19 protein-coding genes are annotated in these 24742 nt (G+C 72.8%); 9 read left to right on the forward strand and 10 right to left on the reverse strand.

All coding sequences use genetic code 11. The annotated features are described in order from the left end of the window. Positions 1-131: 131 nt before the first annotated feature. Positions 132-1163, reverse strand: a complete 1032-nt coding sequence (locus ACIA6A_RS24235) for a LacI family DNA-binding transcriptional regulator (protein ID WP_396100113.1) — start codon at positions 1161-1163, stop codon at positions 132-134. Positions 1164-1320: 157 nt separating this feature from the next. Between ACIA6A_RS24235 and ACIA6A_RS24240 the strand changes: the two genes are divergently transcribed. Both ACIA6A_RS24240 and ACIA6A_RS24245 read left to right on the forward strand, forming a co-directional pair. Continuing rightward, entirely contained in the window at positions 1321-2751 is a 1431-nt protein-coding gene (locus tag ACIA6A_RS24240; protein WP_396100114.1) for a DUF2252 domain-containing protein, read from the forward strand. After that, entirely contained in the window at positions 2748-3158 is a 411-nt protein-coding gene (locus ACIA6A_RS24245; protein WP_396100115.1) for a pyridoxamine 5'-phosphate oxidase family protein, read from the forward strand. Before ACIA6A_RS24240 ends, ACIA6A_RS24245 begins: the two co-directional genes overlap by 4 nt. On the opposite strand, the gene ACIA6A_RS24250 is transcribed toward ACIA6A_RS24245, so the two are convergent. Genes ACIA6A_RS24250 through ACIA6A_RS24265 form a run of 4 tightly spaced genes read right to left on the reverse strand, consistent with a single transcriptional unit; the run spans position 3132 to position 6686 of the window. Next, positions 3132-3899, reverse strand: coding sequence for a heme ABC transporter ATP-binding protein (locus ACIA6A_RS24250; RefSeq protein ID WP_396100116.1), 768 nt, complete (start codon positions 3897-3899; stop codon positions 3132-3134). The two genes, ACIA6A_RS24245 and ACIA6A_RS24250, sit on opposite strands and share 27 nt — an antisense overlap. Beyond that, entirely contained in the window at positions 3896-4936 is a 1041-nt protein-coding gene (locus tag ACIA6A_RS24255; protein ID WP_396100117.1) for a FecCD family ABC transporter permease, read from the reverse strand. The genes ACIA6A_RS24250 and ACIA6A_RS24255 overlap by 4 nt, the downstream gene beginning before the upstream one ends. Next, complete coding sequence (locus ACIA6A_RS24260; RefSeq protein ID WP_396100118.1) at positions 4930-5928, reverse strand: hemin ABC transporter substrate-binding protein; 999 nt, start codon at positions 5926-5928, stop codon at positions 4930-4932. Before ACIA6A_RS24260 ends, ACIA6A_RS24255 begins: the two co-directional genes overlap by 7 nt. Next, on the reverse strand, positions 5925-6686 hold the full coding sequence (locus ACIA6A_RS24265) for a hypothetical protein (protein ID WP_396100119.1): 762 nt from the start codon (positions 6684-6686) through the stop codon (positions 5925-5927). The genes ACIA6A_RS24260 and ACIA6A_RS24265 overlap by 4 nt, the downstream gene beginning before the upstream one ends. Before the next feature lie 76 nt (positions 6687-6762). Here ACIA6A_RS24265 and ACIA6A_RS24270 point away from each other — a divergent pair, with 76 nt between their 5' ends. The 3 genes from ACIA6A_RS24270 (at position 6763) to ACIA6A_RS24280 (ending at position 10225) form a co-directional block, all read left to right on the forward strand. After that, entirely contained in the window at positions 6763-7941 is a 1179-nt protein-coding gene (locus tag ACIA6A_RS24270; protein WP_396100120.1) for an HtaA domain-containing protein, read from the forward strand. A 78-nt stretch (positions 7942-8019) separates the two neighbouring features. Then, entirely contained in the window at positions 8020-9003 is a 984-nt protein-coding gene (locus tag ACIA6A_RS24275; protein ID WP_396100121.1) for a WxL protein peptidoglycan domain-containing protein, read from the forward strand. Positions 9004-9154: 151 nt separating this feature from the next. Further along, entirely contained in the window at positions 9155-10225 is a 1071-nt protein-coding gene (locus ACIA6A_RS24280; RefSeq protein ID WP_396100122.1) for a glycoside hydrolase family 43 protein, read from the forward strand. Positions 10226-10339: 114 nt separating this feature from the next. Here the strand turns inward: ACIA6A_RS24280 and ACIA6A_RS24285 are convergent, their stop codons facing one another. Further along, entirely contained in the window at positions 10340-11572 is a 1233-nt protein-coding gene (locus ACIA6A_RS24285; protein WP_396100123.1) for a cytochrome P450, read from the reverse strand. Positions 11573-11592: 20 nt separating this feature from the next. Then, the gene (locus ACIA6A_RS24290) at positions 11593-12585 is read right to left on the reverse strand and encodes a hypothetical protein (protein WP_396100124.1); all 993 of its coding nucleotides are present in this window, start codon (positions 12583-12585) and stop codon (positions 11593-11595) included. A gap of 127 nt (positions 12586-12712) precedes the next feature. On the opposite strand from ACIA6A_RS24290, the gene ACIA6A_RS24295 reads away from it, so the two are divergent. From ACIA6A_RS24295 to ACIA6A_RS24305, 3 genes are all read left to right on the forward strand, one after another. Next, positions 12713-14011 carry an acyltransferase gene (locus ACIA6A_RS24295; protein ID WP_396100125.1) on the forward strand — a complete coding sequence of 433 codons (1299 nt, stop codon included), beginning with the start codon at positions 12713-12715 and terminating at the stop codon, positions 14009-14011. A 10-nt stretch (positions 14012-14021) separates the two neighbouring features. Next, entirely contained in the window at positions 14022-14945 is a 924-nt protein-coding gene (locus ACIA6A_RS24300) for a pirin family protein (RefSeq protein WP_396100126.1), read from the forward strand. A gap of 136 nt (positions 14946-15081) precedes the next feature. Next, the gene (locus ACIA6A_RS24305; protein ID WP_396100127.1) at positions 15082-15480 is read left to right on the forward strand and encodes a hypothetical protein; all 399 of its coding nucleotides are present in this window, start codon (positions 15082-15084) and stop codon (positions 15478-15480) included. Between the two features lie 774 nt (positions 15481-16254). On the opposite strand, the gene ACIA6A_RS24310 is transcribed toward ACIA6A_RS24305, so the two are convergent. Continuing rightward, complete coding sequence (locus ACIA6A_RS24310; RefSeq protein WP_396100128.1) at positions 16255-16428, reverse strand: hypothetical protein; 174 nt, start codon at positions 16426-16428, stop codon at positions 16255-16257. A 749-nt stretch (positions 16429-17177) separates the two neighbouring features. Here ACIA6A_RS24310 and ACIA6A_RS24315 point away from each other — a divergent pair. Continuing rightward, positions 17178-22742, forward strand: coding sequence for a hypothetical protein (locus ACIA6A_RS24315; RefSeq protein WP_396100129.1), 5565 nt, complete (start codon positions 17178-17180; stop codon positions 22740-22742). Here ACIA6A_RS24315 and ACIA6A_RS24320 read toward each other — a convergent pair. Both ACIA6A_RS24320 and ACIA6A_RS24325 read right to left on the reverse strand, forming a co-directional pair. After that, complete coding sequence (locus ACIA6A_RS24320; RefSeq protein WP_396100130.1) at positions 22679-23770, reverse strand: GGDEF domain-containing protein; 1092 nt, start codon at positions 23768-23770, stop codon at positions 22679-22681. The genes ACIA6A_RS24315 and ACIA6A_RS24320 overlap by 64 nt on opposite strands. Before the next feature lie 152 nt (positions 23771-23922). After that, the gene (locus tag ACIA6A_RS24325; protein ID WP_396100131.1) at positions 23923-24675 is read right to left on the reverse strand and encodes a L,D-transpeptidase family protein; all 753 of its coding nucleotides are present in this window, start codon (positions 24673-24675) and stop codon (positions 23923-23925) included. Positions 24676-24742 lie beyond the last annotated feature (67 nt).

Below are 24742 nucleotides of genomic sequence, written 5' to 3' on the forward strand. Positions count from 1 at the left end.
CGCCCGCTTCGGTTGCGGGTGCCAAAACAGACAAGCGCCCTTTGCGTGGTCTGTTTTGGCACCCGCAACCGAAGCTCCCCGGGGCGAAGTGCCGCCGGAGCGAAGCGAAGGCCGGCAACACAAACCCACCATCAATCCCCCCGCCGCTGCCGAGGAGGCGCCACGCTGGCCCGCGACACCAGCGTAGGAGCGATGACCAGCTGCGAAGGCGTCACCGGCACCTCCTCCCCCAGCTGGGCCAGCAACAGATCCAGTCCCGCCCGCGCCACCGACCGGAAAGCCGGCCGCACGGTGGTCAGCGGTGGGATGAAGAAGGCCGCCTCCGGCACGTCGTCGAAGCCGACCACGCTCACGTCGTCGGGCACCCGCAGGCCGTGTTCGCTCAGTGCCCGCAGCAATCCCAGCGCCTGATGATCGTTTGCCGTGAACACCGCCGTGACCTCGGGCATCCGGGCCAGCATCCGGCCGGCGTCGTAGCCGGAGCGGGCCGACCATTCGCCGGCCACCAGCGGGGGGACCTCGGCCCCGGCGGCCACCAGGGCCGAGCGCCAGCCTTCGATGCGGCCGGCCGCGTCGTACCAGTCCGGGGGGCCGGAGACGTGCCAGACCGTGCGGTGGCCGGCCGCGAGCAGGCATTCGGTTGCCTGCCGGGCGCCGGCGGCCTGGTCGACGGTGACCAGGGCGTGGGAGCGGGCCGGGTCGCCGTCGATGGTGACGAGGGGGACCTCGGCGGGCATGTCCTCGAGGGCGTCGTCGGCCGAGGCCACCGGCGCGATGACGACGAGGCCGGCGACGCGCTGGTCGAGGTGGCGTTCGACGGCTCCGGCGATGGACTGCCGGTCGAGGCGGCCCACGCTGCCGACGCTGACCGCGAAGCCGGCTTCCGCGGCGGCCTGTTCGAGGGCGGCCAGCAGGGACGCCGGGCCGTACAGGGTGCTGTTCTGGGCGACGATGCCGATGAGCTGGGAGCGACCGGTGACCAGGGCGCGGGCGGCCCGGTTGGGGCGGTAGCCGAGTTCGGCGATGGCCGCGCGGACCCGCAGGCGGGTCTGTTCGCGGACGTTGGGGTGGTTGTTGAGGACCCGGGAGACGGTCTGATGGGAGACGCCCGCTAGTTTGGCGACGTCGGTCATGGCGGGGCTGCGCAATGCCCTGACGTCCATCCAGCCGCACCTCGTCCCGGTTCGGTGGGGCCGCCGGCCGCCCCGGGGCAACCGGGCGTCCCAGGATGCGGACCCAGCATGCATTGTTAGCGATAACAAGGACGGCGTCAACGGGCTGCCGTGTCGCGTTGTGGCGCCTTGCGTACGCTCGGCGGTGATGGACGACAGCCCGCTCCCCGCGCAGCCGACCAGTCACGTCGTGCTCGCCTCCGGCCATGATGACGGTTTCCACTCCCTGCGCCGCCCGGCCCGGCCCCGTGCGGAGCGCTACGAGCTGGGCCGGTCCCTGCGCGAGCGCTCGCCCCGGTCGGATCTCGCGCACTGGCGGCCCGCCGCGGACCGGGTGGATCCGATCGCCCAGGTGACCGACGCGCACCAGGGACGCCTGGACTGGCTCGTTCCCGTACGCGTGGGCCGGATGGTCGCTTCTCCCTATGCGTTCCTGCGGGGGTCGGCGAACATCATGGCCGACGATTTCGCCGGGTTGCCGGCCACCGGCATCACACCGGTGATCTGCGGGGACGCGCACCTCGGCAACTTCGGGTTCTACGCCTCCCCGGAACGGGAGCTGGTCTTCGACCTCAACGATTTCGACGAGGCCCATCCGGGCGCGTTCGAGTGGGACCTGCGCCGGCTGGTGACCAGTGTGTATGTCGCCGGGCGGCAGAACGGGTTCCGCGAGCACGACTGCGCCGACGCGGTCCAGCACTGCGTCAAGGAGTACCGCGAGCAGATCGGGCACCTGGCGGAGATGCCGTTGCTGGCCCGCTCGTTCGAGACCGTCGACGTCGACGACATGCGCAAGGCGGCCAGCAAGGCCAGTTTCAAGGACGAGATCGAAAGAGCGGCACGACGGGCCAGGAGGCGTACGAGCGACCGCGCGCTCCCCCGCTTCACCGAGCAGCGGGACGGGACCGCCCGGCTCGTGCAGGAGCCACCGCTGATCACCCGGCCCAGCGACGCCGATCTCGACGCGCTGGCCGAGGCGCTGGACGGCTACCTCAACACGTTGCCGCCGCACTGGGCCCGGATCCTCGCCGGTTACCGGATCGTGGACATCGCGCACAAGGTGGTCGGGGTCGGGTCGGTGGGGTTGCGCGCGTACGTGGCACTGTGCGAGGGCAGCAGCCCCGACGACGTGGTGTTCCTGCAGCTCAAGCAGGCCCGGCGCTCGGTGATCGCCAAGCATCAGCACGGTGCGGCGGCCTGGCACCGGCATCAGGGTCAGCGGGTCGTGGAGTATCAGCAGGCGTTGCAGACGGTCAGCGATCCGCTGCTCGGCTGGACCACGGTCGGTGACGTGCAGTACTACGTACGCCAGTTCCGCGACATGAAGGGTGCGATCGTGGTCGAGGACATCAACGCCTCGGCGCTGGAGGACTACGCCGGCATCTGCGGCTACCTGCTCGCCAAGAGTCATGCCCGCACGAGCGGCGCGTCGATGATCGCCGGTTACATCGGCAGCGGCGACAAGCTCGACGACATGCTGAGCACGTTCGCCCGGGCCTACGCCGACCAGGTGGAGTCCGATCACGACAAGCTCGTGCGGGCCGTACGCAATGGTCTGTTGCCGGCGGTGACCGCGTGAGTGGGCGACTGGATCTCGGCGCTCCCGCCGTGGTGGAGTTCTGGACCGAGCGGCATCTCTGCACGCTGACCACGTTGCGCAAGGACGGCTCGCCGCACGTGGTGCCGGTCGGGGCGACGATCGACCGGGAGGCCGGGCTGCTGCGGGTCATCTCGTCGGACACCTCGGCCCACGTGCGGCACGTGCTGGCCGGTGCCGAGCGGGTCGCGGTCTGTCAGGTCGACGGCGCGCGGTGGTCCACCGTGGAGGGCCGGGCCGTGGTCCGGGACGACCCGGACGCGGTGGCCGAGGCGGTCCGGCGGTACGCCGGGCGGTACCGCCAGCCGCGCCCCAACCCCCAGCGGGTGGTGATCGAGGTGACCATCACCAGGGTTCTCGGGTCAGCGAGCCTCGGGGCGCCGCGGTAACACCAGCGGGGCGCCGGTCCGCGGGTGGGCGAGCACCTCGATGTCGTGGCCGTACACGTCGCTCAGCAGGTCCTCGGTGAACACCCCGGCGGGGGTCCCGTGCCCGCGCACCCGGCCCGCGGCCAGCACGTAGACCCGGTCGGCGTACGCGGCGGCCAGCCCGAGGTCGTGCAGCACCACGACCACGGCGTCACCCTGCCCGGCCCGGGAGCGCACCGCGCCGAGCACCGCCTCCTGATGGTGCAGGTCGAGCGCGGCGGTCGGCTCGTCGAGCAGCAGCAGCCGGGTGCGCTGGGCCAGCACCCGGGCCAGCGCGACCCGGGCCTGTTCCCCACCGGAGAGGGCCGGCAACGGCCGATGGGCGAAAGCGGTCGTCCCGGTGCGCGCCATCGCGTCGGCGACGACCGTCTCGTCGTCGTCGCTCTCGGGCCGTCCGTGCCAGGGGGCGCGGCCCATCCGCACCACCTCCCCGGCGGTGAACGGGAACGACAGGGTGGCCCGTTGCGGCAGGACCGCGCGGTCCCGGGCCAGGTCGGCGGCCTTACGCCCACGGATGTCGCGCCCGCCGATCTCGATCGTCCCGGTGGCCGGCTCGTCCCCGGCCAGCGCGGCGAGCAGGGTGGACTTCCCGGCCCCGTTCGGCCCGACCAGCGCGACCACCTCACCGGCGGCCACGTCGAGATCGACCCCGTCGACCACCGGCCGGCCGCCGAGCCGGACCACGACGTCACGTGCTCTCATCCCCAGCCTCCCGCCCGGGACCGGGTGCGGCGCAGCAGCCAGAAGAAGGCCGGCCCGCCGACGACCGCGGTGAGCACGCCGAGGGGCAGTTCCTGGTAGTCGATCGCGGTGCGGGCGATCAGGTCACCGGTCACCACGACCAGGGCGCCGCCCAGGGCACTGGCCGGGAGCAGGACCCGGTGGCCCGGCCCGGCGACCATCCGGATCAGGTGCGGCACCACCAGGCCGACGAAGCTGATGATGCCGGTGAACGCCACCGCCGACGCGGTGAGCAGGGCGGTCACCACGATGGCGGTGATCCGCAGGCGTTCGGTGTCGACGCCGACGTGGCGGGCCGCCCGTTCGCCCAGGGCGAGCAGGTCCAGCCGCCGGGCCAGCACCGCGGCCACGGTCAGGCCGAGCACCGCGCCCGGCCCGGCCACCGCCACCGCCGCCCAGGTCGCCTGGGCCAGGCTGCCGAGCTGCCAGAACGCGATGGCCCGGACACCGTCGTCGTCGGTCAGGAACATCAGCAGGCCGAGCAGCGCGCCGGCGGTCGCGTTGACCGCCACCCCGGTCAGCACCAGCGTCACGACCTCGGTGCGGCCGTTCGCGCGCGACATCGCGTACACGAGGAAGGTCGTGAGGATGCCGCCCGCGAACGCCGCGCCGGCGGTGGTCCAGGCGCCCAGCACCGTGACGCCGCTGACGATGGCCGCCGCCGCGCCGACCGCCGCGCCCGCCGAGACCCCGATGACGCCGGGCTCCGCCAGCGGGTTGCCGAACACGCCCTGCATGAGCGCGCCGGCGCAGCCCAGCGACGCGCCGACCACGACCGCGAGCACGACCCGCGGGAACCGCACCAGCCAGAGCGCGTTCTCGCCCTGCGCGGCGGACGGCAGCGGACCGAGGTCCAGGCCGATCCGGTGCAGCAGCGATCCGGCGACCTCGGCGGGCGAGACCGGCACCTGCCCCGAGCCGGCCGCGAGCAGGCAGACCACCACCAGGGCCAGGGCCAGACCGACAATCAGAAACAGTCTTCGGTACGCGGTCAGCACGGTCCGTAGACCGCCTTGGCGAGCGCCTCGACGGCTTTGCCGGTGCGCGCGCCGAAATTGAGCAGGATCCCGTCGTCCATGTCGACGATCCGGCGGTTGACGCCCGCCGGGGTCTGGGCGACACCGGGTAGTTTCAGCAGCCCGTCGACGCCGTCGACCGACCGGAGGCCCTCGGTCATCACGAGGATGACGTCCGGGGCGGCGTTGATCAGGCCCTCGCTGGTCAGTGGCCGGAACTTCTCCAGCCCGATCGCGCTGCCGGCGTCGGTGGCGCCGATCGCCTCGATCATCGCGTCCGATCCCGCTCCCTTGCCGCCGATGAGGAAGACGCCGGCCGTGCCCCGTACGTACAGGAAAGCGATCCTCACGGGTGTGCCGGTTGTGACCCGGGCCGTGTCGATCTCGGTCCGGACGCGGGTGACCAGGCGTTCCCCGGCCTCGGGGACGCCGAGGGCGGCGGCGACCGCGCGGATGTGCCGCGGCACCGCGTCGAGGGTCTGCTCGTCGTCGATCACCACGACCGGGATGCCGGCGGCGCGGACCTGGTCGAGCACGGTCGCCGGGCCGATGCTGTCGTCGACGAGCAGCACCGTGGGGTCGAGCTTCAACATCGCCTCGGCGGACAGGTCGTGGCCCTGCGGGGTGACCAGCGGCAGTTCCGCAGCGGACGGGAACGTGGTCGACGTGTCCCGGCCGACCACCCGGTCGCCGAGACCGAGGCTGAAGACGAGCTCGCCGAGGGAGCCGTACAGGTTGACCGCCAGGATGCGCTCGGCGCTGGTGACGGTGACCTTCCTGCCGTCCGCGGAGTCCACGGTGGCCGGCAGTTCCGGCTCGGGTGCGGGGTCGAGCGGGGTGACGTCCTCGGTGGCGAGCGTGGCGGTGGCGATGCCGCAGCCGTTGCCGGTCACCGGTTCGGGGCCGATCTCACTGACCGAGGTGCAGCCCGCGGCCAGCAGCAGGAACGCGGTGGCCGCCAGGGGGAACTTCATGCGTGGTTTCGCCTTCTGCGGATGCGGCCGGCCACGACGGCCGCGAGCAGGCCGGCGACGAACGCGCCGCCGATCGCCCACCAGTGGCCGAGCGGGGTGGCCCGGGTCGTGCGGTTCAGGGAGGCCTGCAGGTCCATCGCGACCGCGGCGGGCTCCTCGGTGGTCGGCGCCTGCGTGGCCAGGCGCCCGGTCGGCGGGCCCACCGGCTTCTTCGTCGCGGGCGCCTGCGTCTTCCCCGGCGCCGGCGCCTGCGCCCTCGCGGGGGCGCCTGCGGTCCTGGTGCCGGCGGGGGCTGCGAAACGGACCGGGACGCGGACGTCCTGGGAGCGGTCGCCCGTACGGGTGTGGTCGTTGCGGGTGACCACCGCGCAGCCCCGGACCACGCAGTCGATCTCGCCGATCATCTGACTCACCCGCAGCGTCACGGTGAACGAGCCGCCACCGCCGTAGGGCCGCGCCAGTTCCTCGCCGTAGGAGGGCGGGTTCGACGAGATCCACGCCGACGTGCCCGAGCCACCGGTCATGTCCGCGCCGCCGCCGCACGGCGACGGCATCACCCCGGCGCCGTTGTCCACACAGAACGCCACGTAGATGCCCTTGCTGACGTCGTACCCGCGGCCGGTGACGGTGACCGTCTGCCCGGCCCGGTCGAGGCCCTTGGTCGCCGAGACGCTGAGCCGTTTCGCGGCCTGTGCGGGGGTTCCGGACAGGGCGAGCATCCCGGCGATGGCCACTGCTGTCGCCGCTGAGGTGCGCAAGGTGACCCTCCCCTCTTTGATCTCTGCGGTTAGGTGAGGCTACCCTAACCGGCACCTCCACTGGAAAGGAACTCACATGGGCACATCACCCGGCTCGTATCGGGCCGCAATGCTGCTGGGCGCCGCCGGCCTGGGCGCCGCGGCTGTCCTGTTCGGAGCGTCGCCCGCCCTGGCCGCTCCCACCGAGGTGTCCGGCGGCAGCCTGGACTGGGGCTTCAAGTCCTCGTTCCGGGCGTACGTCTCCACCGGCAACGGCACCCCGCCGATCGCCACCAGCGGCGGGGCGACCCGCAACGCCGACGGGACGTTCGACTTCCCGGCGACCGGCGGCACGTACGACGTCGCCGCGGGCACCGCCAGCGTCAGCTACGGCGGCACCGTGGTGTTCTCGTACCCGGCGCACATGTTCGAGATCACCGTCGCCAACCCGACGGTGGTCGTGGACGGCGACGGAACCGGATCCCTGCTGGCCGACGTGGACCTCGTGGCCAACGGGGGCACCACCGAGCAGCACCTCGACCAGGCCGAGATCGCCACGCTGGTGACCACGGCACCGACGGTCACCGGCGGCGACGTCTCCTTCAACGGTCTGGCCGCAACCCTGACCGCTGACGGCGCGAGCGCGTTCGCCGGCTTCTACACCGCCGGCACCGCCCTCGACCCGGTGACCGCCTCGGCCTCGGCCGTGGCGGGACCGGCCGAGCCCGAGGAGCCGACCGAGCCGACCGACCCGGAAACCCCTGGCCCGGAAACCCCCGGCCCGGAAACCCCCGGCTCCGGTTCGGCGACCCAGAAGATCACGGCCGCGGTGACCGGCGGGGCGCTCACGCTCACGTCGGCCGGTGAGACGGTGGCCCTGTCCGCCGCGACGCCGGGACAGACCGCGACCGGCAACCTCAACGCGGTCACGGTCAGCGACCTGCGCGGCACCAACGCCGGATGGGACCTGGTCGGCCAGGTCACCGACTTCACGTCGGCGGCCGGGGGATCCGTACCCGCGGAGAACCTGGGCTGGACGCCCACCGCGACCGTCGCCGGCAGCAGCCTCAAGGCTGCCGACGGGGTCAGGAACGCGGTGGCGGCCGGTGGCCCGGTGGCCCCCGGCAGCGGGCTCGGCACCAGCCGGACCCTCTGCAGCGCCGAGACGGGGAGCAGCCTCGGCAGCTCCACCTGCGGCGCGGCGCTGAACCTCGGCATCCCCGAGTCCAGCGCGGCCGGCGAGTACAGCGCGGTGCTCACCCTCACGCTCGCCTGAGATCGCCCTCGGTGAGCGGAACCGGCCGGGGGTACCGCAACTACCCCCGGCCGGCCCACCGCCATAGTAAGGAGTTCCATGATCACCCGGCTCGTGCTGGCCGCCGTACTTGTGCCCTTTCTGGCCCCCACCCCGGCACCGACCGGCTCCGCGGCGCCGGCTGACGCCCCGGCGGCGGCCGGGTCCGACGCCCGCTGGTCGGTCCAGCCGTCCACCGCCGACGGGCCGGACGGCCGGGACTACGTCATCCGCCGGGCCGCCCCCGGCGAACGCGTCACCGACTTCGTCGCCATCACCAACCTGAGCACCGGACCTCAGAGCTTCACCGTGTACGGGACCGACGCGTACACCACCGACGACGGCTCGTTCGCCCTGCTCCCGGCCGCGCAGCAGGCCGTCGACATCGGATCGTGGATCAGTCTCGGGGCGACGTCGTACACGGTGCCGGCCAACACCCGCCTCGACGTGCCGTTCACGCTGACCGTGCCGCGCACGGCCACCCCGGGCGACCACGCGGGCGGCATCATCGCCTCGCTCACCGAGGAACAGACCGACGCGGCCGGGCAGAAGGTCCTGGTCGACCGGCGCGTCGCGGCCCGCGTCTACGTCACGGTCAGCGGTGACGTCACCCCGGGACTCACCATCGACACGGTTCGGCTGCGGTACACCCCGTCCACGAACCCGGCCACCGGCGGCGACATGCTGGTGACCTACCGCGTGCGGAACTCCGGCAACCTGCGGCTCAGCGGCGCCGGGACGGTGCGCGTGACCGGCCCGTTCGGCTGGGAGCTCGCCGGCACCGCCGCCCTGCCGATCCCCGAACTGCTGCCCGGTGCGGCCCTCACGGTCACCGAGCGCATCACCGGCGTCCAGCCCACGGTCCGGCTCGCGGCCCAGGTCACCGTCACCCCGGCCGGGCTGTCCCCCACCGAGCGGACCACGAGCGTCTGGGCCTGGCCGTGGCTGCTCGTCGGGCTCGCCGGCCTCGCGGTGCTCGTCCTCGCGTACCGGATGATCCGCCGCCGCCGTCAGGAAAGGGCGGGATCGCCCTCGACGCATTGACAACGCCGAGCCGGCGGCCGGAGGCTACGGACGGCAGGGTTGCTCCCCCTCGTGTCCGCCACGCGGCAGCCCGGTCCGGACGCCATCCCCAGGGCCGGCTCCCCCGCCGGCCCGGCGTCGAAAACGGCGGCCGACCCCCGGATCGTGACCCATGAGACTGTCCCGCACTCTCGCCGTCCTGACCGTCCTCGTCCTCACCGGCGTGCTCGGCGCCGCCCAGCTGGTGACGTCCGCCGAGCACGCCGACGCCGCCCAGACCAGCATCCGCGCGGCGGACCCGAGCGTGCTGCGCGTCGGCGGCACGTACATCTCGGTGCAGTCGCTCAACGGCGGCATCGCCGTGCGGCAGGCGACATCCCCCGCCGGCCTGGCCGCCGCCGCCACCCGCCAGGTCTTCACCGACACCCAGCGCCTCGGTGAGGTCTGGGCCCCGGAGATCCACGTCGACGGCGGCCGCTACTACATCTACTTCACCATGGGTACGGGCCCGGCCCACCGCATGTACGTGATCAGCTCGGCCACGGCCGACTCCGGTTACGGCGCCGCGACCAAACTCAACCTGCCGGACGACCGCTGGGCCATCGACGGCACGATGCTCGTCTTCAACGGACAGCGCTACGTCGTCTGGTCCGGCTGGGCGGGCACCACCAACGTCGAGCAGAACCTGTACATCGCGAGGATGAGCAGCCCCACGACGGCGACCGGCGACCGGGCGGTCATCTCCCAGCCGCGCGAGAGCTGGGAACGTGTCGTCGGCAACCCGTTCATCAACGAGGGCCCGGAGGCCGTCAAGGACCCCAACGGCCAGCTGCACGTGACCTACTCGGCGAACGGCAGCTGGAGCGACCAGTACTGCGTCGCGGACCTGCGCCTGCGAGCCGGCGGCGACCCCATGTACGTCTGGGACTGGTACAAGTCGAACGGCTGCCTGTTCGGCTCCAACCGCGCCACGATGATGGCCGGCTGGGACCCCACCCGCACCGTCAACGGCCCCGGCCACCACACGTTCGTCCTGCTCAACGGCGACATCAACACCAGTCCCCCGGCCGGCGCCCGCTTCCCGCTGATGTTCCACGCCGTCCCCGTGGGCACGGAGTACACCTGGGCCAACCGCTCCTGGTACACCGGCACGTTCAGCTGGTGGCCCACCGTCACCTACCGCCGCGCCAACGTCCCGGGCGCGCCCACGGACACCGGTTACAGCATCAAGTTCTTCGAATAGGACCCTGCACGGGCCCCCTTCGCGTACGCCGCCGAGCCGCTCGACGGCGGTCTGCGCCCGTCAGGGCTGCCGCCGCACCCGGCACCGGCCAGGACGGGCACGGCCTCCCTTCCGTCAGGCCGCACCTCCGGACGTCAGGTGCACGGCGGTGTACGCGCGCAGGACGAACGTGGGGCGGTGGACCGGCCCGGCGGCCAGCTCGAAGCCGGGTGCGTGGTCGAGCAGGGCGGTGAGGCCGGCCTGGAGCTCGATGCGGGCGAGCGGGGCGCCGAGGCAGAAGTGCAGGCCCGCGCCGAAGCCCAGGTGCGGGTTGGGATCGCGGCCGACGTCGAAGGTGTCCGGATCGGCGAACACCGCCGGATCCCGGTTGGCGGCACCGAGCAGGGCGGCGACCTGGCCACCGGCGGGGATGGTCACGCCGGCCAGCTCCACCGGCGCGGCCGCGGTGCGGACGAACAGGTGCAGCGGCGGGTCGTACCTGATCATCTCTTCCGCGGCGGTGGGGATCAGGCTCCGGTCGGCCCGCAGCCGGGCGAGCTGCTCCGGGTGTCGCAGCAGGGCGACCACGCCACCGCCGAGGGCGTTGACCGAGGCCTCGTGACCGGCGTTGAGCAGCAGGATCGCGGACGCGACCAGCTCGTCGCCGGAGAGCCGGTCGCCGGCGCGCTCCTGGCCACCGGCGCGCTCCTGGCCATCGGTGCGCTCCTGGCCATCGGTGCCCTCCTGCGCCACCAGGTGGCTGATGAGGTCGTCGCGCGGGTCGGCCCGGCGGCGGGCGGCCAGGTCGGCGAGGTAGGCGGCGAACTCGCGGCAGGCGTCGAGAGCCGCGGCTTCCTGCTCGGGGGTCCGGGACACCTCGTACATCCGGACGATCGCCGCGGACCAGGGGCGCAGCCGGTGGCGGTCGGCGACGGGGACACCGAGGAGCTCCGCGATGACCGTGACCGCGAGCGGCCCGGCGACGGCGGTGAGCAGGTCGAAGCGCGGGCCGGCGGCCCGGACCAGGGCGGCCGCCTCGGCGGCGACGGCGGGCCGGAGGCGTTCGACGTGACCCCGGGCGAAGGCCTTGGCGACCAGCGAGCGCAGCCGGGTGTGGACCGGTGGCTCGTTCTCCATCATCTGGTTGCGGTGCAGCCGGTTGAACGGCTCCCAGACGCCCGCCGGCTCCCGGTCCTGCCAGAACCGGCCCAGCCGCCTGTCCCGCAGGACCGCGCCGGCCGTCGCGTGATCGGCAGCCAGCCACCTGCCGGTCGGCTCGTGCCAGGTGACCGGGCCCTGGCGCCGGAGCAGGGCCAGCCCCGGATACGGATCCTGCAGGAACCCGGGCTCCGTGAAGTCGACCGTCACCGCGCTCCCCTCCTCATGACTCATTGGAAGCTGACCAGCTCGGGTACGTCCTTGAATCTCAGCAGATCGGCGGCGCTGTAACGCTTGATGTCCTCGTCGTAGAACAGCTTGTAGCCCAGGTGGAACTGCTGCGGCCGGCGCAGGCGCTCCCAGGTGGCGTCCTTCTCGGAGCGGGTGCCGAAGCCGTCGACATGCTGGACCATCGCCAGACCGGGTCGCTGCTGGATCTTGGCGATGTCGGGCAGCATCGACGTGCGGAACTGGTGCAGGACGAACAGCTTCTCGGGCAGGTTGTGGCGCTCCACCAGGCCGGACACGTAGTCGGACACCCGGTCGACCTCGGCCGCGCCGACCGTGCCGATGGTCCGGCCGGGAACCTTGCCCTTGGGCATCCGCCACTCCGGGTCCAGCGCGAGGCCGACGTGCGGCTGGACGAGGAACCGCTCCAGCTGCTCGGCCTGGGCCAGGAAGTCGCCCCGGCCCGGCTGCAGGTCGAGGATCACCAGGACCTTGTTGCGCCGGGCCTGGTCGACATACCGCTGGATCTTGTCCATGGAGATCATCCGGCTGTAGTCGCCGTCCTCGCCGGGGCTCGCCTGCGCCACGGACGCGATCAGCTCGTAGGCCGGCTGCACCTTCCGGTCGCCGGCGAACGGCTTGGCCGCCGCGCGCAGCCTCGGGAGCATCGCGTCGGCGCCGCCCTCGCCCAGCACACCGAGCGTCCCGCTGCCCGGAGTGCCGTAATAGGCCACCACCCGGTACGTCGGGAAGATCGTCGTACCGCCCTGCGGCAGTTCCTGGGCCGGCGCGGCGGGGGTCGAGGGTTCAGGTGCGGGTGCCGGACCGGCCGGGCTCGACGCTGTCGATCCGGACGCTGTCGATCCGGACGCTGTCGATCCGGACGCTGCCGGGCCGGACGGACCCGGGCCGGCGGCCTGCTCGGTGGGCCCGCCCCCGCACCCCGCGAGGGCGGCGACGAGCGTTAGCACGGCGAAAACAGGGCGAAGCGACACATCAACCTCCTTGTCGGCGAATCGGGCAACACTACGCCGGGTCATCGGGGCCTGCAGTGCGGCTACTCGGCACCGCTGGGTACGCGTGCTCATCCGCGCAGGTCAGCGTCTTGGCAGGGTCTTCGTCATGACCTCTGCCACGCTCGCGGCGCGCACCCCTGTCACCCGGGACCGCTACGCGGATCTGCTGCGGGTCGGCTCCCTGGGAGTCGTCATCGGCGGCCACTGGCTCATGGCGGTGCCCGAGAAGGACGGCACCGGGATCACCAACGTGCTCGCCGTCGTGCCCGTGCTGCAGCCCCTGACCTGGCTGCTGCAGGTGATGCCGATCTTCTTCCTGGTCGGCGGCTTCGCCCACGCGAGAGCCATCGCCTCGATCGAGCGGCGGGGTAATCGATACACCGACTTCGTGCGCTCGCGGGTCTCCCGGTTGCTGCGCCCGGCCGCGGTCTTCCTCGGCGTGTGGGTGCTGATCGCGATCGGTGCGGGCTTGGCGGGACAGGATGTGGGCATGGTGCGCCTCGCTCTGCGTACGGTGGTGCAGCCGTTGTGGTTTCTCGGTGTCTATCTGGGACTTGTCGCCCTCGCCCCGCTGATGGTGCGCCTGCACCGGCGGTGGGGGGTGCGGGTGCCGCTCGTGCTGCTCGGCGCGGCCGCCGTCGTCGATCTGCTGCGTCTGCACGACCACCCCGGGCCCGCCGTGCTGAACCTGTTCATCGTCTGGGCCGGGGTGCACCAGCTCGGGTTCCTGTATGCGGACAGCTTGCTCCAGCGGCACGGCCGGGCACTAGCCGCCATCGGTCTGGGTTCGCTGCTGCTTCTGACGACTTTCGGCCCGTACCCGGTATCGATGGTCGGTGTTCCTGGTCAACCTTTGTCGAACATGTCGCCGCCGACCGTCGCACTCGCCGCGCACGCGGTGTGGCTGACCGGCCTGGCGATGCTGCTGCGCGGCCCGGCGACGCGATGGCTGGCCCGGGCCCGGGTCTGGCGGGCGGTCGTGGCCGCGAACGGCCTGGCCATGACCGCGTTCCTGTGGCACCTGAGCGCGGCGTTCGTCCTGCTGGCGCTGTTCCGCACGGGCATCGGCGGCAGCGCCGGCACGACCGGCTGGTGGCTCACCCGGCCGATCTGGCTGGGGGCGGCGGCACTGCTGACGCTCGGTCTGGTCGCGGTGTTCCGGCGCTTCGACAACCCGCGGCCGATCCGTCCTTCGGCACCGGGAGAACGCCAGGTCACCGCCGCGATCGGAGCGGCGCTGTGCACGCTCGGCGTGATCGGTGTATCCATCGTCGGGCTGGGCGGTCTGATGGACGGGCGTACCTCGACTTTGGTAGGCCTCCCGGTGACCGCACCGCTCGCCCTGGCCATGATCGCCGTCGGGGCCGGGCTGGTGTCGCTGCGAGTTGTCGTACGGCAGCGGTAGCGTCTGTGCCATGGGCGACGTCGAGATGCTGGAAGGCATGCCGGTCGCGCTGGGCGGCCCGCGGGGCATGGGCGTCGTCCGGACGCTGCCGAACAAGGACCGGCGCATGGTGGGCGCGTGGTGCTTCCTGGACGCGTTCGGTCCGCACGAGCTCGCCGGGACGCCGGGCATGCGCGTCGGGCCGCACCCGCACATCGGGTTGCAGACGGTGACGTGGCTGCTCGAGGGCGAGGTGCTGCACCGCGACAGCCTCGGCAACCGGCAGGAGATCCGGCCGGGACAACTCAACCTGATGACAGCCGGGCGAGGCATCTCCCACTCCGAGGAGACCCCGGCGGAGCACGGGCCGGTGCTGAAAGGCGTACAGCTGTGGGTCGCCCTTCCGGACCGTGACCGCACCACGGCGCCGGCGTTCGCCCACCACGCCGACCTCCCGGTCGTCACCGGGGACGGCCTGAGGGTGACCGTCCTCATGGGAACACTGGCCGGTGCGACATCCCCCGCTCACTGCCACACCCCGCTGGTGGGCGCGGAGATCACCGTCGCCGCCGGCACCGACGCGACCATCAGGACCAGGACCGACTTCGAGTACGCCGTCCTGACACTCGACGGCGCAGCGACAGTGCAGGGTGTGCCCCTCGAACCGGGCCCGCTGCTCTACCTCGGCGCCGGGCACCACGAGATCAGCCTCGGGGCGGCCGCCGAGACGAAGGTCCTGCTGCTCGGCGGCGAGCCGTTCGAGGAGAAACTGGTGATGTGGTGGAACTACGTCGCCCGTACCCACGAGGAGGTGGTCGCGGCCCGGACGTCCTGGGTGAGCGGGGCGGACGGACGGTTCGGCCAGGTCCACGGCTACGACGGGGCGAGCATCCCGGCCCCGCCGATGCCGATCACCAGGCTCGTGTCCCGGGGGCGGAGCCGCGACGGTTCCTGACCGGGTTCCCCCCGGCTCACATGTGGGTTGACGCTGGCGGCGGCGCGGCGGATCGTCGGGAGGAACGGAACTTCCGCACTGCCGGGAGGAGCACGCCATCAGCCTGCTCGACCTTGGAAAACTCGCCCTCATCGCGGTGACACCGACTCTCCTCGGCGCCGCGTTCTTCCAGGCGCCGCGAATGTGGGCCGCGGTCAGCCGGGCCTGGCCCCGCCGGGACGATACGCAACCGCAGCCCCTCGGGCCGCCCATCGAACGGCTGGCCACCGACCTGCGCCGGTTGCTCCGCCTGCACAACGACCTGACCAGCTCGGCCCAGCTCGCCCTGAGAGCCCACCGCCTCTGGTCCGTCGAAGCGGCAATCGCAGCACGGGCCGTCGAAGCCGCCCGGGCCATCGGCGTGCCCCACCACGAACCCGAGCCCTCGGCGGACCTCACCAGACCCGAACTGATCGCCCTGCTGCACGCTCTGACCGACGCCGGCCTGTCGTTGCCCACCTCGGTCGGGCACTTCACCCGGGACGGGCGCCTCTGACCAAGAGACATCCACCCGGACCGCGTCGGCGAACACCATCAGGACGGGCTGGCAGGCGGACGGCACGAGGCCCTGCGAATCAGCGTGCGGGGAGGACAGGGACGCGAGCGAAAGACAGGAAACGGGCTGAGGAGGTTTGTGCGCTGAGGCGAAGCCCGAGGAAGGCCCGAACCAGTCGCGGGGCGAACCAGTCGCGGGGCGAACCAGTCGCGGGGCGAACCAGTCGCGGGGCGAACCAGTCGCGGGGCGAACCAGTCGCGGGGCGAAACGGTGGCGGGTGCACCCGCCACCGTTTCTATGTCCCTGGCGGCGCTCATCGGGGGCGGTTCGCGCGCGCCAGGGGGCTTGATGCCTGCCGCCTTCCGGCCGGACCGCGGGGTCCGATGTCAGATCCTGACCAGGCGCCAACGGCGAGGGTTGGGGCCGGCCTCCAGCAGCGGAGTTGGCCGCCAGCGCTGGCGGCGGGCAGCGGGGCGTGGAACAGCCGGAATTAGGACGGCCGGAGTTGGGACAGCCGGGTTGGGACAGCGGGGGTTGGGACGGCCGGAGTTGGGACGGCCGGGTTGGGACAGCGGGGGTTGGGTGGCAGGCAGCGGGCAGCGGGCAGCGGGCAGCGGCCCGCCAGCAGGAGGCGGAGAGCAGCGGGCAGCAGCACCGGGTGTCGGGCGGCCAGCGGTAGCCGACCAACGGCGGGCGGCCGACAGCGGACAGGCAGCAGCAGGCAGGCAGCAGCGGGTAGGCAGCAGCGGGCGGGGAATCGCCGGCCGCGGGCTGTCAGTAGCGGGCGGCTCGGGCCTGGGAGTCCGCGGCCAGGACGCTGAGAGCCGGGGAATTGAGCACCGGGGAATTGAGGGCCGGGGAATTGAGGGTGGACAACGTCCAGGTGTCCAGGTGGCGCAGGATCGTCGTGAGCGTGGCGCGGACGGCGCCGAGGTCGAGGCGCGGCATGGGGCGCTCCTTTCGATCGGTGTCGTGCGGGTGTGGGCCGGGGGCGGCCGCCGCATCGTGGGATCGGGGCCGGGCAATCACTGTCGTGTATCTGTCACTTCCGCGGGCGAACCCTGATGGGGACGCCCACTGTGGCCCGTCGCGGCAGCCGCAGCAGACCCGCACAGCATCGGGTCGGCCCGTCCCACCAACCGTGACACCCGCACCCGTCAAGATCCGTGCCCGCCCGACGTGTCCCTCGACACGCTCACCGTACGTGTGCACAGGGTTGATCGTGCGGGGCGCACGGAATCGCGTACCCGGGGGATTTCTGCCTTTGTTCTCAGCCGGGGTTTAAGAATGGCTTAATTTATCGACCGTTCTACGCGCCCGAAACATTTAGCCACGCTCATGTAAGGAAATGCCGCCTCGACCGCCCCGGTCACTCTCTGTCGATCATCCTCGATCCGCCTGCCATCGCGCCGCAGGAAATGAACCCCTGGGCACCCGCGTCCGTACTATGCGTCGACGGACCATCACGGGTGGGCCGCGGCGCCGGATCCGGCCGGGAGCGCCGGGGGTACCCTCGGGACGGGTGACGCTCCTCCACGGGCGGTAGCGCCGTACGCAAATACGTGGTTAACCTTCCAACCCGACCGTGTAGAGGGACGCGCGGGCGAGGGTACGCGGAGGCTAGAACGGGGGGCACGGATGCGGCAGCGGGCCGGCTCGGCAATCCCGGGACCATGCCTCGGCGGCGGGGTGTCCCGGTGAGCTACGAGGACGACGAGTACTGGGAATCCGAGTACGACGACGGCAAGCGGCCGAGGCGCCAGCAGGGCACCCCGGCTACCGCGCGTGACCCGTACGCGGAGGCTGCCGTGCTCTCCCGCTGGGGTCCCGAAACCCGCCGCCAGGCCGAGAGCCGCCCTCCCGCGCCGCGCACGCAATACGTCGAGAACGACGATTTCGACCCCGAACCCCGCATTTCCCGTACGCCGCAAGGGGCCCCGCAGTCCGCCCCGCCGGCGCACGACGAGCTTGCCGAACGGCGTGAACGCCGCCAGAACGGTCACCCGCGGTCACCGGGCCGTGAGACGCAGATCAAGCAGGCGTTCGACGGTGCGCGTCCCAGCTGGTTGGACGACCCGAACTTCGAGGCCGCCGACCTGGACGCGGCTCCCCCCGAGCTCGGCCCGGACGGCACCTGGCAGACCCGCAGCCTCGACTTCGACGAACTGGAGTACGACGACCGCGAGTTCGACGCGGACGACTGGGAGACCCAGCGCAAGTACACCTCGATCGAGCGCGCCCGCCGGATCGAGACGTCGTCGTTCTGGGACGGCGATCCCGCGGTCGCGGAGCCCGAACCGGTCCCGGCCCGGCCCCGTCGTGGCCGCCGCAAGCCGGAACCCGAGGCACCGGCCGCCGCCGGACGCGCGAAGGTCACCCCCGCACGCCCCGAACCGGAGGAGAAAGCGCCGCGCATCGGCCGCCGGTTCCGCAAACGCGAGGACACCGGGTACGAGTCCGAGCCGCGCCGTGACGCCGAACCGGCCACGCGCCGTGAAGCGGATCCCGCGCGCCGTGACGTCGATCCGGCTGCCCGGCGGGAGGGTGAGCCCGGGCGGGAACGGCGCGGCGCCGAGAACCCGGCCGCGTTCCGGGGCAAGCCCGGTGGTCAGGCACCGCTGCGTCGCGACGAACCCGCGCAGCCGGCGTTCGACCGGGAGAAGTCCGGCCCGTTCCCGCGCGTACAGCCCGCCGCGTCCCGGCCGGACAGCTACGACCCGGCCGCGTTCCACCGGGATCAGCCGGCCGGGTTCGGGCGCGACGGCGCCGCTGCTGCCGGACGCGACCATGCCGTCACCTTCGGGCGCGGCGAGGCAGCCGCGTTCGGGCGCGATGACGCAGCCGCGTTCGGCCGCAACGATGCCGCTGCTTTCGGGCGCGACGACCTCGTGGCGTTCCAGCGCGAGGACGCCCCGGCGTTCCCGCCCGCCGCGGTCACGTCCCCCCACGACGTATCGTTCGAGGACGGCGGCGAGGTAGCCCTCGAGGATGCCCGCGAGGCGACGTTCGAGGAACCCACCACGTACCGGTCCGGGTCCTACGCCGCGGTCGTCATCGAGGGCGAGGCGGCGAGCGACCGCTGGGCCGACGAGCACGCCCCGTACCGTCCGCCGGTCGATGCTCCCCCGCCGAGCGGGACCGTCGCACCGGAGCCGCAGGGTGACGGGCCCCGGATCCTGAGCCGGGCCGTCCCGCCCACGCAGCCCAAGATCGTCAAGAAGGCGGCGCCGCCCGCGGTGCCCCGGGTCGTCAAGGCCGAACCGCCGGCCAAGCCGCGGGTGGTCAACGCTCCCCCGCAGGTGGCGCAGCCGCGCGTCGCCGCCGCCGCCGCGGATCAGGCACCGCCGGCTGCGCTCCAGCGTCCGGTCTCGCCCGCCGGCCCTGCCCAGGACGGCCCTGCCCAGGACGGTCCCGCCCAGAACGGTCTCGCCCAGAACGGTCTCGCCCACGACGGTCCCGCCCACGACGGCCAGGACCGGCGGTCGTCGCGGGTCGGCTACGTCACGTCGGACGGGCCGATCATCCCAGCCGGGCACGACCACGCCCGGCGTAGCACCGGTCGCGGCTCGGCGTCCGTACCGCCGGTCTCGCCGGCACCCGCGCCGGCCGCACACGCCGCGCCTCCGGTGTCCCCCGCACCGGCTTTCCCGCCGCCGCCCGTACCCCCGATGGCGTCCCCGCCGGTCCGGCGGCCCGCAGCGTCCGCACCCCCGCAGCGTCCGGCCGGGGACCGGCCCCCGTTCGAGGCACCGGCGGCCTACGCACCGTGGGACGAACACCTGCGGCGCCCCGAGGGCGAGACCTCCGAGCGTCCCATCGCCGGCGGACCCCGTACGTCGATGATCCTGTCGACCGGCGAGCCCAGCCAGGTTCCCCCGTCACAGCGGCCGCCGTCGCGCACCGCCCCGATGGGCGACATCCCGGGCACGGAACGCCCGACCAGCGGCGGACCGGGCCGGCACCCGGTCAGCGGCGCCCCCGGGCCGGTGCGCCCGGCGAGTGCCGTCCCCGACCAGCGGCAACCGGATCAGCGGCAATCGAATCAGCGGCAACCCGGGCAGGGCGGTCCGCACGGGCCGTTCACCGGGACCGGGCAGCCCGTCGGCGAAGGCCCGACAGTGCCGGTGTCGCGTGCCGGTGTCGCGCCGGTACCCGCGCCTCGCCTGCCCCACATGGACCGGCCGCAGTTCGCCGTACCCGGGCATGACACCGGGCAGCCGGCCCGCCACGCCGATGCCTTCCGCGACGCCTCCGGCCGGTCCGAGGCGGCGCGGCAGGCCGAGGCGGCACGGCAGGCGGCGGAAGCGGCACGCCAGGCCGCGGAAGCCCGGAAGGCCGAGGCCGTCCGGCTGGCGGAGGAAGCAGCGCGCAACGCTGAGGAGGCGCGCCAGGCCGAGGAAGCCGCCCGGCAGGCCGAACTGGCAGCGCGCCAGGCCGAGGAGGCACGCCGAGCCGAGGAAGGCGCCCGTACCGCGGAAACCACCCGTCAGCAGGACGAAGCCCGGCGAGCCGAAGCGGCCCGCCAGGCCGAGGCACGCCGGCAGGCAGAAGAGGCTGCCCGCACCGCGGAGACCGCGCGACAGGCCGAGGCCGCCCGGCAGGCAGAAGAGATCCGGCAGGCCGAGGCCGCACGCCAGGCGGCGGCGCAGCGTCAAGCTGAGGAAGCCGCACGCCGAGCGGACGCGGCACGGCAGGCCGAGGCGGCACGGCAGGCCGAGGCAGCGCGCCTGGCCGAGGCGCAGCGGCAGGCGGAGGCCGCACGCCAGGCCCAGGAAGCCGAACGCAAGGCCGAGGAAGCCCGCCTCGCCGAGGTGGAAGCCGCCTGGCAGGCCGAGCAAGCCACCCGCCGAGCCGAGGAAGCACGCCGGGCCGAGGAAGCCACGCGACAGGCGGAAGAGGCCGCCCGGCAGGCAGAGCTGGCCGCACGTCAGGCACAAGCGGAACGGGAGGCCGAGGCCGCCCGCCTCGTCGAAGAGGCACGGCGCGCCGACGAAGTCCGGCGAGCTGAGGAGGCACGCCAGGCTGAGGCCGCCCGGCTGGCCGAGGAGGCACGCCAGGCTGAGGCCGCCCGGCTGGCCGAGGAGGCACGCCAGGCTGAGGCCGCCCGGCTGGCCGAGGAGGCACGCCGGGCTGAGGCCGCCCGCCAGGTTGAAGTAGCACGCCAGGTTGAAGTGGCACGCCAGGTTGAAGCCGCCCGGCTGGCCGAGGAAGCACGGCAGGCGGACGTGGCACGGCGGGCCGAGGAAGCACGGCGCGCCGAGCAGGACATGGTCCGGCGGGATGCCGCGGCTCGGCAGGCCGCCGAGGCCGGGCGCCAGGCCGAGGCGGCACGGCAGTCGGCCGCCAACCGCGAGATGCAGCGCAACGGCGCCCTGCCGTCGAGTGCGCTGCCGGTCTCGGCCGTACCCCAGGCATCACGGCCGGGGCCGAACCCGGCCGCGGCGGCACTGCCCATCGGGCGGATCATGACGTCGGGTCCGTCCGCGCCGATCAAGTATTCCGACGCGGATCTCGGCCCGACCTGGTTCGGGGCGAAGGGTGACGCGCCGGCTACGGAACCCGATTCGGGGAGCGCGGGGACGCGGGCCGAATCGGCCGCGGCGGCTCCGGCTGCGGGGACCGGGAGCGGTGCCGGCCACAACATCCCGGTGGCAGGCAGCGCGACAACGAGCAGCCCTGCAGCGAGCAATTCGGCAACGGGCAACCCAGCAATGGCCAACGACACGACGGGCAGCTCAGCGACCCACGGCTCGGCAACGGGCAACCCGGTGACGGGCAACCCGGTGGCGGGCAGCTCAGCGACCGGCGGCTCGCCCACAAGCAACTCGGCCACGAGCAACTCGGCCACGAGCAACTCGGCCATGAGCAACCCGGCCACGGAGAGCGTCGTCAACGGCCACTCCGTCAGGGACAGCGCGGCCGGGGGCAACCCGATCGAGGATGGTCACGCCAAGAACGATCCGGCCGCGGGCGGCGCTGCCAGGATCAGCACGGTCGGCGACGATGTCCGTCATGACAGTCCGAACATGGACAAAACTATCGATGGCACTGCGACCAGGGCCGGTGCGGTCGAGAACAGCCTGGCCCAGAACAGCCCGGTCCGCGATGTCGCGGCCGGGAACGGCGCGGCCACGAGCAGTGTGAGCCACAACGCCACCACCAAGAGCAGCGGCGCCCAGGGCAGCGCGAGCCAGGGCAGCGCGAGCCAGGGCAGCGCGAGCCAGGGCAGCGCGAGCCAGAACGGGGCGGGCCAGGGCAGCGCGAGCCGGAACGGGGCGGGCGCAGGCGGCGCGAGCCAGGCGGGCGCGGGCGGTGCGGGCCGGAACGGCTTGGGCGGCGTGGGCGCGGGGGCTGGTCGTGGTGCGGCCGGTAGTGCTGTGGGTGACGGGGGTGGGACCGGGGGGAAGCCTGGGTTCGACCAGCCTACGTCCGAGCATGCGACGCTCGCGGATGACGCCGGGGTGGATGAGCACGGGTTCGTTCTCGACCTTGATATCACCGGGTTGATGAACGGGCTGGTTGCCGCGGCCGGCACCATGCCGGAGCCGGAGCCAGAGCCGGAGAAGCCTCGGGTCGCGGGGCTGATGCCGCTGGTCGCTCGGGAGGCCCGGGTGCCGGCTGCTCGCGTACCGGAGAAGAAGCCTCTTGGTCCTGAGGATCTTGCCGCCATCCGGTGGCGGTTGGACGGGGCTTCGCTCAAGGAGGTCGTCGACGACCGCGAGGCGCTGCGTGAGCTGGGGGAACGGCTCGACGGGCCGTTGGCCGAGGAGCTGGACAACGTTGCCCGGGCCGGGTTGCTGAGCGTGCGGGCCGAGGTCTACCGGTTGCTGGACGAGCTGGGGATGGCCGCCGCGGCCAGCCGGCTGGCGCTGGCTCACGCCGAGTCCGCCGGGGATGTGCAGGCCATTGTCATCGCGCAGGCCGAGTTGGCGCACGTGTTGCGGCTGCGGGGTGACTATCAGGAGGCGGACCGGTTGTTCGAGGAGGCCTCCAGCTCGGACGCGCCTGATCTGCTGCGCAGCGTGGTGCACGAGAACGCCGGCCGCAGCGCCTTCGACCAGGGTCGTCACATGGAGGCGCTCGACCATTTCACCCGGTCGGTCCGGTTGGGGCTGCCGGACGATCAGGAGCTCATCCAGCGTATCGACGTGGCGCTCGAGGCGATCTACATCCATGTGCTCCGCGACGGGTGGGGGCCCTACCCCCGGCTGCGCCGGGAGATCCTGGGGCTGGTCAAGGCCGCGGACCCGGAAACCGCCTGAGTGTCGGCGACGACGGGTACGGGATCCGGGTCCCGCCGTCCCCCGGCGACCGCGATCCGGCCTCGTCCCGACGTCTTCGCCTCGTAGAGCGCGGCGTCGGAGGCGGCGACCAGGCCCTCGACCGTGTCCGCGTCGGCCGGTAGCGCGGCGACCCCGATGCTCAGGCTGGGTGGCCCGCCCGGAAGGCCCGTGGCGGCCCGCACCAGCGTGGTCAGCTGCCGGGCCACGCCGACGGCGGTGGTGCGGTCGGTGTGCAGGAGCAGGACGAACTCGTCACCACCCAGGCGGGCCGCTGTCCCGGTGCCTGTGGTCACCGTACGCATCGCCGCGGCGACCACTGTCAGTGCGCGGTCACCCTCGGCATGACCGTACGTGTCATTGATGCCCTTGAAGTGGTCGAGGTCGACGGTGATGAGGGCGAGCGGGCCTTCCGCCCCGGCCAGCGCGGTCTCGAACGAGCGTCGGTTCGCGAGGCCGGTCAGCGGATCGGCGTTGGCCTGCTGCTCGAGCACGTCACGCAACCGGTCCGCGCGCGCCCGCAGGCCCCGGACGACGAGCGTGGTCATCGTCATGGCCAGGATCATCGCGACCACGTCGGCGAGGCCCTTGCCCGCGCCGAGCACGGTGTAGACGACGGCCGAGTGCCCGGCGTACACCATGGCCAGGACGACGTAGACGGCTTTGCGGCCGAGGAAGTTCGCCGTGTACAGCACCGGCCACAGGTAGAAGAGCTGCGCGCCGGTGCTGGCGTCCCGGGTTCCCAGGTTGAGCCCGGAGATCAGGGCCGTGGCGATGAGCGGGGCGGCGTACCAGAAGAGGCCCGGCAGTTTCCCCGGCCGGTGCCAGCAGACCAGGCCGATCCCGACCATGATCAGGGCGATCGTCAGGATCGCCGCGGTGGCGGATGGGCCGACGTGGGACAGGACCCCGGTGACCGCGACGTACGGGGCTCCGGCCAGCGTGAGGTAAGCGACCGCGCGCGACGCACCGTGCAGGTCGCGCAACTCACGGGCCCCGCTGAGCAACACACCCGTAGATCGGCGGCCGGGTCCCGGTCTTGAGGCATTAGCCCCGGCGGATCGTTGCGCCACCCGCATCGCGGAGGACGGCCGGGGGGCTGCTGCTGAAACAGCCCGCCGGCAATCGCCGGCGGGCTGTTCGTGGGGCGGATGCTGGTGGATCAGGTGCCTGAGCGGCGCCCGAAGACCTTCACCGTGGAGCCGATCTTGCCGATGCCGTAGTAGGTCTTGGCGTCGGCCGGCAGCAGGTTGACGCAGCCGTGCGATCCTCGCCACGCGTCGTGGATGTACGTCGTGGTCTGGTGGAAGCCGATGCCGCCGATGAAGCGCTGCCAGTACGGCAACCACACCTCGTACGGGTTCGACCATTCCTTCTTGGTGCGCTTGTTGATCTTGTACGTGCCGGCCGGGGTCCGGTAGCCCTTCATGCCGCTACGGATCACGGTCGGCTTCTTGAAGACCTTGCCATTTTTCATGACGAAGGTCGTCTGGTGCGTCAGGTCCACGCAGAACGTGATGCCCGACTTCTTGGCCTTGCACGACTTCGTGTTCGTGGCGGCGAGGCGCTTGGCCACCGCGTACGTCGTCGGGCCGGCGAGACCCGCGGCCGGCTTGACGCCGTAGCGGGACTGGAACTTCTTGATGGCCGCACAGTCGGCGGCGGACTGCTTGCCGTCGACGGTGACGGCGCCGAAGCCGCCGAGTTTCTTGAGGTAACCCTCAACCTGCTTCTGGTACTTGCCGGTGGCACACGAGGCCGCTGCGGCCTTGGTGACCACGACAGCGGCGACCGGTGCCAGACTGACGGCCCGCGGCGCGGCTGATGCCGTGCCGGGGGTCAGGGCGACGGCGCCGAGGCCACCGCCGACAGCCGTGGCCAGGATGGCCGCGGCGAGGCGCGCGGAGAATCCCAAATCGTCCTCCCCAGGAGATGTGTCCGCACATAGAAGCACACCTGTGGGACGGGCAGGATCGTCCGGT

The sequence above is a fragment of the Actinoplanes sp. NPDC051494 genome (genome assembly GCF_044454705.1).
Taxonomy (GTDB): domain Bacteria; phylum Actinomycetota; class Actinomycetes; order Mycobacteriales; family Micromonosporaceae; genus Actinoplanes.

Coding starts and splice junctions, on each gene's coding strand:
- ACIA6A_RS24235 (WP_396100113.1), bottom strand. CDS start 1,163: ATGGACGTCAGGGCATTGCGCAGCCCCGCCATGACCGACGTCGCCAAA.
- ACIA6A_RS24240 (WP_396100114.1), top strand. CDS start 1,321: ATGGACGACAGCCCGCTCCCCGCGCAGCCGACCAGTCACGTCGTGCTC.
- ACIA6A_RS24250 (WP_396100116.1), bottom strand. CDS start 3,899: ATGAGAGCACGTGACGTCGTGGTCCGGCTCGGCGGCCGGCCGGTGGTC.
- ACIA6A_RS24260 (WP_396100118.1), bottom strand. CDS start 5,928: ATGAAGTTCCCCCTGGCGGCCACCGCGTTCCTGCTGCTGGCCGCGGGC.
- ACIA6A_RS24270 (WP_396100120.1), top strand. CDS start 6,763: ATGGGCACATCACCCGGCTCGTATCGGGCCGCAATGCTGCTGGGCGCC.
- ACIA6A_RS24275 (WP_396100121.1), top strand. CDS start 8,020: ATGATCACCCGGCTCGTGCTGGCCGCCGTACTTGTGCCCTTTCTGGCC.
- ACIA6A_RS24280 (WP_396100122.1), top strand. CDS start 9,155: ATGAGACTGTCCCGCACTCTCGCCGTCCTGACCGTCCTCGTCCTCACC.
- ACIA6A_RS24295 (WP_396100125.1), top strand. CDS start 12,713: ATGACCTCTGCCACGCTCGCGGCGCGCACCCCTGTCACCCGGGACCGC.
- ACIA6A_RS24300 (WP_396100126.1), top strand. CDS start 14,022: ATGGGCGACGTCGAGATGCTGGAAGGCATGCCGGTCGCGCTGGGCGGC.
- ACIA6A_RS24310 (WP_396100128.1), bottom strand. CDS start 16,428: ATGCCGCGCCTCGACCTCGGCGCCGTCCGCGCCACGCTCACGACGATC.